Source organism: Streptomyces sp. NPDC053367 (assembly GCF_044545925.1).
GTDB lineage: Bacteria > Actinomycetota > Actinomycetes > Streptomycetales > Streptomycetaceae > Streptomyces.
In genome coordinates this window covers 486,771-500,184 of the sequence record NZ_JBITYN010000002.1, presented here as the reverse complement: position 1 = coordinate 500,184, position 13,414 = coordinate 486,771, and the positions used below count along the sequence as shown (strand labels likewise).

14 protein-coding genes are annotated in these 13,414 nt (G+C 73.1%); 5 read left to right on the top strand and 9 right to left on the bottom strand.

Annotated elements, in window-relative coordinates; genetic code table 11:
• Positions 1 to 48 precede the first annotated feature (48 nt).
• From ACIGXJ_RS08745 to ACIGXJ_RS08735, 3 genes are read right to left on the bottom strand one after another with little or no spacing between them, the layout of a single operon-like run.
• Positions 49 to 1,914, bottom strand: coding sequence for a GMC family oxidoreductase N-terminal domain-containing protein (locus ACIGXJ_RS08745; protein WP_399642618.1), 1,866 nt, complete (start codon positions 1,912 to 1,914; stop codon positions 49 to 51).
• Positions 1,911 to 3,326 (bottom strand): hypothetical protein, encoded by a 1,416-nt coding sequence (locus ACIGXJ_RS08740; protein WP_399642617.1) that lies wholly within the window; start codon positions 3,324 to 3,326, stop codon positions 1,911 to 1,913. Before ACIGXJ_RS08740 ends, ACIGXJ_RS08745 begins: the two co-directional genes overlap by 4 nt.
• Positions 3,323 to 4,018 carry a FadR/GntR family transcriptional regulator gene (locus ACIGXJ_RS08735; RefSeq protein WP_399642616.1) on the bottom strand — a complete coding sequence of 232 codons (696 nt, stop codon included), beginning with the start codon at positions 4,016 to 4,018 and terminating at the stop codon, positions 3,323 to 3,325. Before ACIGXJ_RS08735 ends, ACIGXJ_RS08740 begins: the two co-directional genes overlap by 4 nt.
• Positions 4,019 to 4,249: 231 nt before the next feature.
• Between ACIGXJ_RS08735 and ACIGXJ_RS08730 the strand changes: the two genes are divergently transcribed.
• Positions 4,250 to 5,191, top strand: a complete 942-nt coding sequence (locus ACIGXJ_RS08730; RefSeq protein WP_399642615.1) for an SDR family oxidoreductase — start codon at positions 4,250 to 4,252, stop codon at positions 5,189 to 5,191.
• 232 nt (positions 5,192 to 5,423) lie between these two features.
• On the opposite strand, the gene ACIGXJ_RS08725 is transcribed toward ACIGXJ_RS08730, so the two are convergent.
• The 5 genes from ACIGXJ_RS08725 to ACIGXJ_RS08705 form a co-directional block, all read right to left on the bottom strand.
• The gene (locus ACIGXJ_RS08725) at positions 5,424 to 5,765 is read right to left on the bottom strand and encodes an STAS domain-containing protein (RefSeq protein WP_399642614.1); all 342 of its coding nucleotides are present in this window, start codon (positions 5,763 to 5,765) and stop codon (positions 5,424 to 5,426) included.
• On the bottom strand, positions 5,762 to 7,051 hold the full coding sequence (locus ACIGXJ_RS08720) for a PP2C family protein-serine/threonine phosphatase (protein ID WP_399642613.1): 1,290 nt from the start codon (positions 7,049 to 7,051) through the stop codon (positions 5,762 to 5,764). Before ACIGXJ_RS08720 ends, ACIGXJ_RS08725 begins: the two co-directional genes overlap by 4 nt.
• Positions 7,048 to 7,851 (bottom strand): alpha/beta fold hydrolase, encoded by an 804-nt coding sequence (locus tag ACIGXJ_RS08715; protein WP_399642612.1) that lies wholly within the window; start codon positions 7,849 to 7,851, stop codon positions 7,048 to 7,050. Before ACIGXJ_RS08715 ends, ACIGXJ_RS08720 begins: the two co-directional genes overlap by 4 nt.
• 68 nt (positions 7,852 to 7,919) lie before the next feature.
• A complete protein-coding gene (locus tag ACIGXJ_RS08710) occupies positions 7,920 to 9,125 on the bottom strand; it encodes a spore photoproduct lyase family protein (protein ID WP_399642611.1) in 1,206 nt (401 codons plus the stop codon).
• A gap of 214 nt (positions 9,126 to 9,339) precedes the next feature.
• Positions 9,340 to 10,788 (bottom strand): MFS transporter, encoded by a 1,449-nt coding sequence (locus ACIGXJ_RS08705; protein ID WP_399642610.1) that lies wholly within the window; start codon positions 10,786 to 10,788, stop codon positions 9,340 to 9,342.
• A gap of 150 nt (positions 10,789 to 10,938) precedes the next feature.
• Here ACIGXJ_RS08705 and ACIGXJ_RS08700 point away from each other — a divergent pair, with 150 nt between their 5' ends.
• Positions 10,939 to 11,535, top strand: coding sequence for a TetR/AcrR family transcriptional regulator (locus tag ACIGXJ_RS08700; RefSeq protein WP_399642609.1), 597 nt, complete (start codon positions 10,939 to 10,941; stop codon positions 11,533 to 11,535).
• 6 nt (positions 11,536 to 11,541) lie between these two features.
• On the opposite strand, the gene ACIGXJ_RS08695 is transcribed toward ACIGXJ_RS08700, so the two are convergent.
• Positions 11,542 to 12,213, bottom strand: coding sequence for a DUF4232 domain-containing protein (locus tag ACIGXJ_RS08695; RefSeq protein WP_399642608.1), 672 nt, complete (start codon positions 12,211 to 12,213; stop codon positions 11,542 to 11,544).
• A 353-nt stretch (positions 12,214 to 12,566) separates the two neighbouring features.
• On the opposite strand from ACIGXJ_RS08695, the gene ACIGXJ_RS08690 reads away from it, so the two are divergent.
• The 3 genes from ACIGXJ_RS08690 (at position 12,567) to ACIGXJ_RS08680 (ending at position 13,376) form a co-directional block, all read left to right on the top strand.
• Positions 12,567 to 12,698, top strand: a complete 132-nt coding sequence (locus ACIGXJ_RS08690; protein ID WP_399642607.1) for a hypothetical protein — start codon at positions 12,567 to 12,569, stop codon at positions 12,696 to 12,698.
• A gap of 13 nt (positions 12,699 to 12,711) precedes the next feature.
• Positions 12,712 to 12,993: a hypothetical protein gene (locus ACIGXJ_RS08685; RefSeq protein WP_399642606.1), complete on the top strand. Its 282-nt coding sequence runs from the start codon at positions 12,712 to 12,714 to the stop codon at positions 12,991 to 12,993.
• Positions 12,994 to 13,055: 62 nt separating this feature from the next.
• On the top strand, positions 13,056 to 13,376 hold the full coding sequence (locus ACIGXJ_RS08680; RefSeq protein WP_399642605.1) for a hypothetical protein: 321 nt from the start codon (positions 13,056 to 13,058) through the stop codon (positions 13,374 to 13,376).
• The last annotated feature ends 38 nt before the right edge of the window (positions 13,377 to 13,414 follow it).

The following is a 13,414-nucleotide window of genomic DNA, read 5'->3' as shown; positions in this document are numbered from 1 at the left end:
CCGCAATACCTGTCTCCGCACGCGCCGCGTGTCATCGGGCGGCGAAGGTCAGCGGCGCTCCAGGGCGGCCCGGCTGATCGCCAAGGCCACTGCCATGATGGTGACTTGGGGGTTGACCTCCGGGCAGGTGGGGAAGGTGGACCCGTCCGCCACCAGGACCCCGTGCACGCCCCGCAGCCGCCCCCAGGTGTCCGCCGGTGCCCGTTGCGGGTCCGCGCCGACGGCGACGGTGCCCGTCGGGTGGAACGCCGAGAGGTGCAGCCCTCGCGTGGTGGCCCCGCGCAGTGCCGCGCGCAGGCCGGGGACGGAGCGGACCGGCGGGGCACCGGCCAGCCCGGTGAGAACCTCCTGCGCCCCGGCCGCGAGGAGGATCTCTCCGAGGGCCCGCACCGCGCGCAGCAGCAGGCGTCCGTCCGCCGGGTCGAGCCGGTACGTGGTCAGCGCTCTCCGGCTGCCCCGTACCCTGCCGCCCGGCCGGTCGGCGATCATGGCGCCGACCGTCGCGAGGTGGTCGCCGGCGGCCAGTTCGGCGCGGAGGCGGCGGCCGAGGCCGGGCGGGACGAAGGAGCTCATGCCCGGCGGCGGGGCGGTGGCTTCGATGAGGATGCCCTCGTCGTGGAACTCCTCCACCGCCACGCTCTGCAGCACCACCGCCCCGCCCGCGACGGGTTCGGCGAAGCGCCCGGCGACACTCACGGCGGGGTGGACCGCCAGGTTGCGGCCGGTCATCGGATGCCCGCCGAGGCCCGAACGCCGCAGCAGCAGAGGCGACATCAGGGCTCCGGCGGCCACGACGACCAGGCCGGCGAGGATCTCGAACCGCGTGCCGTCCGGCCTTCGCACGGCCACTCCGGCGGCAGCGCGCCCGCCGGGCCGGTCGGGGTCGGTCAGGATCACGTCGGCGTACGCGGAGGTGACGATGGTAGCGCCGGAGGCACAGGCGTCGGGCAGCACCGACAGCTGCACGCTCTGCTTGGCACCCGAGGGGCAGCCCGCCACGCACTCGCAGGAGCCCCTGCAGCCGGGCGCGTTGCGCCGCACCGGGCGGGCCTCCCACCCCAGTGCCCCGGCTCCGCGCAGGGTGAGCGTCCCGTTGCGTCCCAGGGCGTGCGGGGGCGAGGGGGCGACCCTCAGGGTGCGTTCCACCTCGTCCAGGTCGGCGGCGAACGTCGACGGGTCGGCCAGGGGCACTCCGTGGGCGTCCCGCCACCGGGTGAGGACGCGCTCCGGAGTGCGGTAGCAGGTGCCGGAGTTCACCGTGGTGGTGCCGCCGACGGCGCGGCCCGTGGGGAGCAGGACGGGCGGGTCGCCGATCATGACCGTGGCGCCGCCGTCGCGGTACAGCTCGGTGAAGCGGTCGAGCGGGGGCCGGGTGCGGAACTCCTCGGTGGTGTGGTGCCTGCCCTCCTCCAGGACGATCACGCGCAGCCCGGCGCGGGCGAACGTACGAGCCGCGACGGAGCCTCCCGCTCCGGAGCCGATGACGACGACGTCCGCGGTGTGCCGGTCCGGCCAGTCGGCCGACGGCACACAGTTCAGCGGCGGGTCGTCGGCAGGGACGGGCCCGGTCGCCGGGGGCGGATCCGCCCGGCGCCGGTGGAGCAGGCGTTCCGTTCCGGCCGCGAGGACGACGGGGATCTTCACGAGGTCCAGCAGATGGGAGAGGTGCCGCTGCCCGGCCAGCGTGGTCATGACCGCCTCGCGCTCGTCGGGGGTGAGGCGGTCCAGCCGGCGGCCCAGGCGGGCCACGGCGTACGCGTCCAGCGCCCCCGCCGCCGCGTGGAGCCCGGCACGGGCCGGGAGCGGCATGGCGCCGAGCACCTTCTCCAGCCGCCGCGGCACGGCCGCCGGCCAGCCGTCGTCGCCGGTGTCGGCGAGCAGTGCGGTGACGAGGCCGTCGAGGCTGCGGCTCACCGGCTGCCCACCTCCGCATGGGCGGTGCCCTCGAGGCGCCAGCCGGCTTCGGTGCGCCAGCGCCCCCACCAGCGTTGCAGGACGATGTGCGCGTCGGCCGTCTCGCTGTTGCGGCACACCGCCCGGCTGCCGTCGGGGTCGGTGTACGTCAGCGCCAGCGTGCGTTCCTCCGGCTGGACGACGGTGACCCGGACACGCCGCAGCCCTGCCCAGCCGGAAACCTCCCACTGCGGAAGGCCGATCCGTGCGCGGAACCGTCCCAGGCCGGCGAGCCCCACGGCCGACCGGGTGCCGCCCCGGGGCCAGTCGCGGCCGTCCTTGCGCAGCCGCAGGAACACCAGCGGGGGCAGTCTGCCGAGCCCCGGCCGCATGGACACCGCGGCGACGATCTCCAGGACGTCGCCGCCGCCCAGGTCGGCGTGGAGCCAGGCCCAGCGCCGGGCGTTGCCGTGACCGTAGATACGGGCGGTGGCGCCCGGCGCGCCGTCCAGCCTCAGCTCACCGCCGGGGTGGGTGATCGTGCCGCTGTACCGGGAGCGGGCCGCGGGCAGCATGTGCGCGGCGGGAAGCAGCGGACGCCGCCATGCCCATCGGGGGAAGGTGTGCAGCGGTGCGCCCTCGGGGTGCTCGGTGAGGTCCCACTCGAACGGTCCGGCCTTCCCCCGCAGCGTGCCGGCTCTCGCCTCGACGCCGTCGGCGGCGAAGCCCGACGGCGGACCGGGCCAGGGCCGGGGGCCGAACCGGGCGTGCTCCACGGGGCCTTGGGCGGGGAAGACGGAGACCCAGCCGTGGGCGTGGGCCGGGGTCCCGTCGGTCGGTACGGTCAGTTCGTGGTGCAGCCACACACCCGTCCCGTCGGCCGGGTCGGTGAGGGTGGTGTACCAGACCTCGGTGCGGCCGGGCTTCCCGTCCCAGCGGGAGCGCAGGTGTGGCTCGCCCCGGCCGGGGACGGGGTGCCGCCAGCTCGCGAGGAAGGGGACGAGCTCGCGCAGCGGGAACCGCAGGGTTCCCTCACCGCACGGGACGCCGTCCTCGGACACGGTGAACGGCAGCACGGTCATCGAGGTCCAGGGCGAGCGTGGGGAGACCGACTTCCATCCGCGCAGGGTGAACTCCCGGCCGTCCGCCCTGAACCGCAGGCGGTAGTCGATCCTGCGGCGCGCGAGCGGGGAGATCTCCAGCTCGCCCGTCACCTGGTGGTCGTCGGCGTACCCGCGGATCCGTATCCGGCCGCTCACCGTCGCCCGCGTGGTGCGGTGCGGGAGCACGACCGTGTCGGCCCACACCCTGAGGTCGACGCGCACCGGCCTGTCCTCCGGCTGTCCGGCGAGCCGGACCGTGCCGGTCATGGTCTCGGCGAAGGTCGTGGCCCGGTCCTTCAGTGCGCGGTCCCTCACTGCGCGGGCCGTCACCGCGCGATCCCGAGGTCGCTGAGCATGATGCGTTCGGTGGCCTCCAGGTAGGCGTCGGCGGCACGGCGGGCCGCTTCCCCGTCCCTGGCGGCGACCGCGCGTACGAGGGGTTCGAGCCGCGCGTGCGCTTCACCGGCGTCCCGGAAGGGGCCGGCCAGCTGTCGCCGGACGGGGAGGTAGGCGTTGAAGAGGGTGTTGGTCAGCAGGACGTACACCCGGTTTCCGGTGGCGCGGGCCAGCGCCCGGTGCACTTCGGCGTCGGCGAGCTGGGCCGTGTCGGCGTCCTCCGCCGCCCGTACGGCTTCCAGCAGGGCGCCGAGTTCGGCGATGTGACGGGCCGTCGCCCGGAGCGCGGCCCGTTCCGCGATGAGTGCGCCCACCGACCGGCGTACCTCGAAGACCTCCTCCAGCCACGCGGGGGCCTGCCGTACCAGCATGGGCAGCAGGTCCGCGCCCCCCGTCCGCAGGTAGTCGCGCACCCGGGTGCCCACACCGTGCCGGGTCTCCAGCAGCCCGGCCTGCACCAGCCGCTCCAGGGCGTGCTTCAGGGTGGTCCGCGTGACGCCGTAGCGGGCGGCGAGGTTGCGTTCCGGCGGCAGCAGCGACCCGACGGGATGCCGGCCTTCGAGGATGTCCTCCTGGAGCCTCCCCTCGAGCGTCTCCACGACGGTGGTGCGGGGCAGCGTCTCCATGGCGTCTCTCCACCTCATGGCCGTGACCACCGAACCCGGACTGGTCCAGTGGCTCAGCCACAAAACCACCGCGGTGGCGAGCCGGTCAAGAGGTCGGCGAACCGATGCACGGACGACGCAGGTGGCGCGTCCGCGGACGGGACGAACAATGGAAAGAGTCGTCGCCGGCACGACCTGGCGGCAGATCCGGCAGATCCGGATGGACCCCTTTCCCCGGCCCCAGGGACACCGATGCCAGACTCCGGCAGCACCGCTACCCGGCAGCCAAGGACCGGCGCACCCCGCAAGGGGCGGGTCGTGGTCGTCACGGGCGCCGCGCGAGGCGTGGGTGAGGCGCTGGTACGGAAGGTGTCCGCCAAGGGGGCACGGACCGTACTGCTCGGGCGGGAAGCGGAAACGCTGCACCGGGTGGCCGCGTCCCTGCCCGCCCCGAGCCTGTGCGTCGAGACGGACGTGACCGACCAGGCCGCGCTCGACCGTGCCGCCCGGCAGGCCCTCGATCACTTCGGGCCGGCCGACGTGGTCGTCGCGAACGCCGGCATCGCCGCGGGTGGTGCCTTCAGCCGCACCGACGCCGACCTGTGGCGCCGGGTGATCGACGTCAACCTGGTCGGCTCCGCCAACACCGCCCGCGCGTTCCTGCCCCAGCTCACCCGGACGCGCGGCTACTTCCTCCAGATCGCCTCGACGGCGGCCTTCGGCTCCGCCCCCATGATGAGCGCGTACTGCGCCTCCAAGGCGGGCGTGGAGTCCTTCGCCCAGGCCCTGCGCGGTGAGGTGGAACCCGACGGCGTCGACGTAGGGATCGCCTACCTGCACTGGACGGGCACCGACATGATCGCCGGCCTGGACGAGCACCCCGTGCTGCGGGCCCTGCGGCGGCACCAGCCCGCGTTCGCGCGCCGCGTGCACAGCCCCGCCCAGGTAGCCGACTGGCTGACCGCCGGCATCGGCCGGCGCGCCCACCGGGTCTACGCACCCCCGTGGCTGCGCTGGGTGCAGCCCTTGCGGCCGGTGTTCCCGGCCGTGGTGGCTCATGTCGCCCGCCGCGAACTGCGTACGTTCTCCGTCGGCGACCTGTCCGCCGACACGGGCGTTCTCGGCGCGGGAGGCCGCGCCGACTGGCGGTCGTTCGCGTCCGGCTCTCCCGGGGCGCCCGAGCCGCGGGACTGAGCCGAAGGGCCGGGGGCCTGCCCGTCAGGGCCCCGCCCGGCGCCGGCCTCCCTCCCACGGGCCGGATCGAGACCGAGTGAATGCCGGTGGACAGGGCAGTCGGTGGAGGGAAACCCGCCAGGGACGGTTCTGAGGTCAGGGCCGGGCACGACGGCCCGGGGCCGGGCACGACGGCCGTCGGCGCAGCGTGCCCGGCCGCCGGACTCTCTTGCGGCCGCGGGCGTCACGGGGGTCAACCCCCTACGGCCGCGTTCGTGTCGGGATACAGGGCGAAGAGCTGATCCAGGCCGACGATCCGCAGGGTGCGCAGCAGGGAGCCGGGTACGGACGCGAGGACCGTCTCCGCCTGGGCGGCGCGGGCATGCTGGTACGCGACGATCAGCGCGGTGATGCCGCTGGAGTCGCAGATGTGGAGTCCGGCCAGATCCACGACCAGCCGTTGGCCCGCCGTCAGGCGGAGCGTGCCGATCCGCGCTCGCAGCTCCGGAGCGCTGGCGTAGTCGAGATCGCCGGAGACGGCCAGCACGTGGCCGTTAGCGGTGTCATGAGTGGTGATCTTCAGCTGATGCATCATGTGTTCGTGGTGTGAGGGCGGACGGCGGGAACGCCTATGGCGAGGAGGGCGGTGTCGTCGTCGAGACCGTCACCGAAGCCGTCCAGGACCTCGGTCAGGGCCCGGACGACCGCGTGGACGGATTCACCGGCGTGCCTGCGGGCGAAGCCGAGCAGGCCGTCGTCTCCGAACAGCTGTCTGCGGTCCCTGCCGATACGTGCCTCGGTGAGTCCGTCGGTGTACAGCAGGAGGGTGTCGCCCGGCGAGAGAACCGTGGTGGCGGTGACGAAGTCCGCGGCGGGCAGGACGCCGACCAGCAGTCCCCCGGGCGTGCGCAGGAAGTCGGCCGTGCCGTCGGCACGCAGGACCACCGCCGGCGGATGGCCGCCGGAGGCGAGGCGCAGGGCGACCTGTCCGCGACCGGGGCCGGGCTCCAGGGTGCCGAAGATCGCCGTGCAGTAGCGCGGGTCACCGCTGCCGGAGTAGCGCTCGTGGAGCACCGTGTTCAGGGTCGTCAGAGCGGAGACGGGGTCGGGATCGTGCACGGCCGCGGCCCGCAGGGTGTAGCGGGTCAGCGAGGTCACCGTGGCGGCCTGGGGCCCTTTGCCGCACACATCGCCGAGGAAGAAGGCGTGGCGCGTGTTGTCGACCGGGAAGACGTCGTAGAAGTCGCCGCCGAGCCGGTCGGGCGAGGCGGCGTGGTAGTGCGCGGCCGTCTCCACTCCGGGAACGGGCGGGAGGACGTCGGGGAGCAGCGACCGCTGGAGGACGGCGAGGGCCTCCTGCAGGCGGCGCCGGTCCGCCTCCGCCTCCCTGTGGGCCTCCTCGGCTGCCTGGCGGCGGCGCAGCAGCTCCTCCTCGTAGGCGCGGCGGTCCCGTGCGTCGAACAGCGTGGTGCGGATCAGCAGGGGCTGTCCGCTGTCGCCGTTCTTGACGACCGAGGAGACCAGGACGGGTATCCGGCCGCCGTCCGCCCGTCGTAGCTCCAGGGCGATGCCGCTGATGTCGCCCTGCATCTGCAGCAGCGGCGCGAAATGCGTCTCGTGGTAGAGCTTGCCGCCCACGGTCAGCAGGTCGGCGAACCGCATCCGGCCCAGTACGTCCGCGCGGTCCAGGCCGAGCCAGTCCAGCAGCGTGCCGTTGATCTTGGCGATGGTGCCGTCCATCAGCGTGGACAGGTATCCGCACGGGGCCCTCTCGTACAGCTCCTCGACGCTGTCCTCCAGCAGCGCGGCGAACGCCGAGTCGGCGGCCCCGGAGTGCCCGATCCTCCGCGGCCCCCGTTCCCGGCCGGCGCCGCCGGTCATCGCAGGCCGGCCAGGAAGCGCAGTATCGCCTCGTTGGTGGCCTCGGGGGCGGACAGGTGCGGGCAGTGCCCCGTGGCGTCGAGGGTGACCAGGGCCGACCCGGGGATCTCCCGGTGGACGAACGCGCCGACCTCGCGGGGGGCGATGACGTCCTGCGTGCACTCCAGGACCAGGGTGGGCACCCGTACGCGCTTGAGGTCGTGCCTGGAGTCCGACAGGAAGGTGCACCGGGCGAAGACGCGCGCCATGTCCGGGTCGGTGGCGCAGAAGCTGTTCCTCAGCTCCTCGCCGAGCTCCGGCCGGTCGGCGTTGCCCATGATCACCGGGGCCATCGCCGCGGACCAGCCGAGGTAGTTCGACTCCAGCGAGGCGAGCAGTTCGTCGATGTCCTCGGCGCTGAAGCCGCCCCGGTAGTCGTGGTCGTCGACGTACCGCGGCGAGGGGGCCACCATCACCAGCGCGCCGATCCGCTCAGGGGCGGCGTCGGCGGCCAGCACACCGATCATGGCGCTGACCGAGTGGCCCACGAACACCGCGTTGCGCAGATCGAGCGACTCGCAGACCTCCACGACGTCCCTGGCGTAGCCGTCCAGCGAGGCGTAGCGGCTCTCCGAGAACGCCGACGCGTCCGAGCGGCCCGCCCCCACGTAGTCGAAGAGCACCACGCGGTACTGCTCGGCGAGCGCCGGCACGGTGAGCCGCCACATGTTCTGGTCGCAGCCGAAGCCATGAGCCAAAACCACCGTCTCGCCCTGTGGGTTCCCGGTGACAGTGACGTTGTTCCTGTGCAGGACATCCATGTAGGCAGTCTCTCAAATCGACGGGGCGGGGCCGGAGGGGCCTCGTCCGGGCCGGAAGCCGGGCGGGTTCAGAAGGCGTAGCGGACGCGGAGCCAGGGGGCGTGCAGGCCGATGAGGCCGCGGAGGGCGTTCACCGCGTCGGCCTTGACACCGTTGCGGTAACGGACGTTCAGGGCGCCGTTCTCGGAGCGCTTGGCCTGCTGGAGCGCGGGCTGCCACAGGACGTCCTCGGCGCGGGGGTGCCAGCCGAGGTTGACCTCGTGCAGTTCCCGGTTGTGCGTCAGCATGATCACTTCGGCGGCTGCCTGCCGCCGCACCCGCTCGGGCAGGACGTCACCGAGGTGCCTGAGCAGGTCGGCCCAGGCTTCCTGCCAGCCGGGGCGGACGACCACGGGAGAGAGGTTGAAGTGCACCTCGTAACCGGCGTCGAGGAAGTCCGCTGCGGCGGCGATCCGCTCGGCGATCGGCGAGGTGCGCAGGTCCAGCAGCCTGGAGTCCTCCGGCGGCATCAGGGAGAAACGGACGCGGGTCCGGCCCCTGGGGTCCAGCGCGAGCAGGTCGGGGTTGACGAACTTGGTGGCGAAGGACGCCTTGGCCGTCGGCCACTGCCGGAAGGCGTGCACGAGGTCGGCCGTGTTGTCGCAGACCAGGGCGTCGACCGAGCAGTCCCCGTTCTCGCCGATGTCGTACACCCAGGCCGTGTCGTCGCACTGGTTGGGCTCCGGCTTCGGCCCTTGCCGGGCGACGTGCCGCGCGAGGTGGGCGATGATCCGGTCGATGTTGGTGAAGACGGTGATCGGGTTGGCGTACCCCTTGCGTCGCGGCACGTAGCAGTAGGCACACGCCATCGCGCAGCCGTTCGAGGTGCCCGGGGCGATCCAGTCGGCGGACCTGCCGTTGGGGCGGGTCGTGAGCGTCTTCTTCTCGCCGAGGACCAGGGTCTCGCTCTTGACCCGCACCCAGCGTTCGACGTTGCCCCCGTTGCCGTGCAGTCCCGGGATACGCCAGTGGGAGTCCACCGTGGTCAGCCGCGCCCCGGGGAACCGGGCGACGACCTGCCGGCCGCGCGCGGAGGCGGCAGCGGCAGGCTCGGCGAGGATCTCCCGCACGGGCAGCATCCGCCGGGCAGCCGGGGAGTCCCGGAAGAGGCTGCCCGCTCTGCCTTCTCCCTGACCGCCGCTCCCCCGCTCCGGGCCCGGGGTCAGCGCGTCCAGCCCGAACAGCGTGCCGGAATCGTCGTCGTCCGGGGGTGGGATCGGGGAGGGATGGTGCATGCGCGCTCCGGTGCGGGTGCGGCCAGGTGCCGGTGGCTGAGCCAGGGTGTCCAGTGTAGGGACAGTCGGAAGGACGGCCCCGCCTGCCCGCCGCCCCCCTGCCGTCTGCGGTCGCGGTGCGTGAGCGCCGTCCGTCCGGTGCGCCGGTGGTCGCGAAAGCGCGGACCGTCCCGAAGGACGGGTCCGCGCTGTCCGGAGTGTGTACGTCAGGCGCTCAGTGCCCGTGGCCGGCGCCCTCCGGAGCCTTGCGGGGCAGCAGGCGCAGGGCCGGGAGGCAGGCCGCGGTGATCGCCATGACGACGATCAGGCTGACGGTCATCGCGTGGGCGGAGCCGCCCGCGTGGAAGTAGACGGTGGTGACGACGGCGGACCCGATGCCGTTGGCCAGCTGCTGAACCGCGGTGAGGGTGCCACTCGCGCTGCCCGCCTCGTCCGGGTCGATGTCACCGAGCGCGATGTCGAAGACCGTGCCGAAGCAGCAGCCCATGCCGAGGCCGGTCAGGAAGACCGCGGGGGCCAGCGTCCACAGGCTGACGTCGAGGCCGCTGACCTGGACCAGCGCGAGCAGCCAGCCGGCGCCGGCGATGGTCAGCAGCATGCCGATGAGGACCAGGGTGCGGCCCAGGCGCGCGCCCAGGGCCATGCCCGCGAAGGCGGCGACGATGATCCCGAGGGTCAGCGGGAGCAGGCCGAGCGCGGCGTCACCGGGGCTGACGTGCAGCGCCTGCTGCATGAACAGTGAGATGACGTACGTCAGACCACTCGTCACGGCGAAGAACAGCAGACCGACGAAGAGGCCGGAGGTGAAGCCCTTGTTCCTCAGCAGCGAGGGCTTGATCAGCGGGTCGGTGGCGCGCTGCTGGCGTCGGGCGAACACGCCGAGGAACACGAGGCCGACGGCGAGCGAGGTGAGGGCGAGCGCGTCCCAGCCCTGGGTGGAGCCCTCGATCAGTCCGAACATGAGGCCGAACATGCTGACGGCGAGCAGGCCGCCGCCGAGGCCGTCGACCGGCATCGTACGGTCGCCGGTGTCCTTCGGGAGCAGCTTGAGCGCGGCGATCGTGCCGACGAGGCCGAGCCCCAGGTTGATCAGGAAGACCGGACGCCAGGACAGGCCCGCCACATCGGCGTCGATGACGAAGCCGGCGAGGACCGGGCCGCCCACGGTGGCGACGCCGAGCAGGGGTCCGAAGAGGTTGAAGGCCTTGCGCAGCATGTCGCGCGGAAACGTGGCGGTGATGATCGCCATGCCCTGCGGGATCATCAGCGCACCGAAGGCGCCCTGCACCGCGCGGGCCACGATCATGAGCCCCGGGTCAGGTGAGAGGCCGACGACGGCGGAGGCCGCGGTGAAGCCGGCCATACCGGTCAGGAACAGTCTGCGGCGGCCGAACTTGTCGCCCAGCCGTCCGCCGACGACGAGCAGCACGCCCATGGCGAGGGCGTAGGCCGAGCCCAGCCATTTGATGAGGGTTTCACCGCCGCCCACGTCGTCGACGATCGTCGGCGCGGCGATGTTGGTGACGGTCGCGTCGATCATGTCCAGCGCGTCGGCGACCAGGACGAGCCCGAGGATCAGCCACAGGACGGTCTTGGAGAGCGCGGCCGCGCGTGACGTGGCGGTGGGGGTGGCGGGGGTTTCCGGCGTGGTGGCTGTGGACATGGCGGGGCCTCCTGCGGGCGTGGCGGACGGGATACGGCACGCTCGGTGCCGCACCCCCAGAAAACCACAGTCACTACAAACTCGCAATCACTACGGCTTTGAAGTGAGTGCGAGCTCGGAGCGCATCGGAGTTCGTCGTACGCTGACCCCATGGCAGAGACGAAGACCGGCGAGAAGGCCCCCGGCCGGCGGGAACGCAAGAAGGCGGCGACCCGTAAGGCACTGTCGGACGCCGCCCTGGAGCTGTTCCTGGAGCGCGGCTTCGACAAGGTGACCGTCGCGCAGATCGCCGAAGCCGCGGACACCGCCGTGACCACGCTGTTCGCGCACTTCCCCGGCGGCAAGGAGGCGCTGATCCTGGGTGACAGCGCCGAGCGCGAGGCCTCGCTCACCGCCGCGGTGCGCGGCCGGGGCGGGAACGAATCGGTCCTCGACGCGCTGCACCGGTTCTTCGCGGGGCGCGGCATCTTCTCGCCGGACCCGGACAACACCTTCCGGCGGCAGGTGCGGTTGATCACCGAGACGCCTCAACTGCGCAGGTACGCGCGGGACTTGTGGACCGCCTGCGAGAGCACGCTCGCCCGGGTGATCGCCGAGGAGACCGGCCGCGACCCCGACGACGTCTCCCTGCGGGTCCTGGCCCGCTACGTCCTGGAGATCCCGGACCTGACGAGCGACGCCCCGGAGCCCACCCGCGCCCTGGACACGGTGTTCACGCATCTGCGGCGCGGGTGGCCGGAGTTGTGAGGGCCGTCAGTACGTCAGCGCGTCCTCCGCGCTGCCGAAGAAGCTGGTGACCTCCATGTCGTTGACGGTGACGGGCCCGTGGCCGACCGGCACCGTCGTGGGGCTCTCGGCGGCCGTGAGCGCGATCTCCACCTTGTCGGCGCTCTTGCCGCCCGGGGTGTCGGCGTGCGAGAAGAGGATCCCCGCATAGGCGCTCTGCCCGGCCTCGAGGATCCAGTCCTTGCCGTCGGGGCCCATGTGGCCGGCGGCGCCGTCGAGTTCCGCGATCGTCAGGACCAGCTCGTTCGCCGGGAGGAGACAGGGGTCGCTGCCCTTGTTGACCGCGGTCAGCAGGGCGTGGTTGACGGGCTTGGACGCGACGGTGACGACGTACGTCAGGTCGGTCGTCTCACACATGCCGACGCCCCCGTCCTGGTCGTCGGAGCCGGCGTCCGAGGGCGAGGCGGTGCCGCCGCCGCTGCCGGAGGAGCTCTCGTCGGAGGCGCCGCCGTCACTCGGTCCGGCCGTCGACGGGGTGCTGGAACCCTCGTCCGGACCCGCGGCGGACGGGCTCGCCGTCGCGCTCGGAGCGGCCGTGTCCTCCCCGGAGTCGGCTTCGCACGCGGCCAGCGCCATGATGCCGAGCGAGACGGCGGCGAACACCGCGGTGGTACGGAGTGAACGAGCTGCGTAAGCCATGAGGAGCCCCCCGGGAATCGGAATGTCCCGGTGATCGTGCCCCATCGGAGCCGTGATTCCGACCGATCGCACGGAGCGGGAGCCGTCCGCGGACAAGGCTGTGACACTTCGACGGGCTCGCTGGTCCACGAGGTGCCCGCTCATCCGGCCTGGTTCCAGTTGCCTGCCGGTCAGGTCACCCAAACCGGTCCCGGCGCCCAGCGGCCAGCGCCCGTCGCCCGTCGCCCGGCTGATTCGGCGGCGCGAGCGCGCCGGCCGCCCGCTTCGAGGCGGGTCTGGGCGGGGCGTTCGCCGACTGGGTCCCCGGGCACGTCCTGACACCGCTGGCCGTCGACGCGGACCGCGGCCGGTCCATGCTGCCCGACGGCGGCCCGCTCTTCCGGGACGTCCTGGACGCCGGTGCCGCCGGACCGGCGGACTGGCTCGCCGCGGTCGAGCGGTACCCCGGATGCAGCGCGCCCTGGTCCCGTACACCGGCCGGATGACGGAACTCGGCCGGTGGCCGGCGTTCGCGACACCTACCCGGAGCCGTGGGCGGACCTCGCCGTCCCCCTGCGGGAGCTCCGCCGTGCCGCGACCCTCGCGGTCCGGCTGGCCGCCCTCGGCCGCGCGGTCTCGTGGTTCCGGCTCTTCCCCGGGACTCCGGCCGACGACTGCCACGAGGCGAGCGCCTACTGGATCGGGGAACTCTTCGCCGGCGCCGGCCTGTCGAAGCCGTGGGAGCCACCGGGCGAATCCCGTGAAGGCGCCTCCCGGCACGGGGGCGGGACATACGCTTGACGCCGCGGATCGCCGGGCGCGGGCCGGCCGCGCCCGTGCAGTCGCCATCGACGGGAGCCAGGATGGGCTACTTGGACGGCATCGAACCACGTCTCAGGAAGGCGTTGGAGCTCCGCAAGCTCTCCCTCCGCGAACGGGCGGACAGAAGGGGCTACTTCGACGTCTACTGGGACGACGGCATCAAGAACGGCGCGGACGACCCGGGCCTCCCGGTCGGCTTTCTGAACGTGTCCGCCTACTCGTCCGGCTTCATGCGGCGCAGGACCGAGTTGTGGTGGGTCAGCGTCTCCAGCCCCGTGGTCCACGAAGTCGCCGCCAGGCTTCCCGACATCAACGAAGCCATCGGCGTGCTCCTGGCCCATCTCCCCGACCGGTACTCCTGAACGGCCCGGTGGCGCAACGCCGGAGGGCCTGGGCGTTC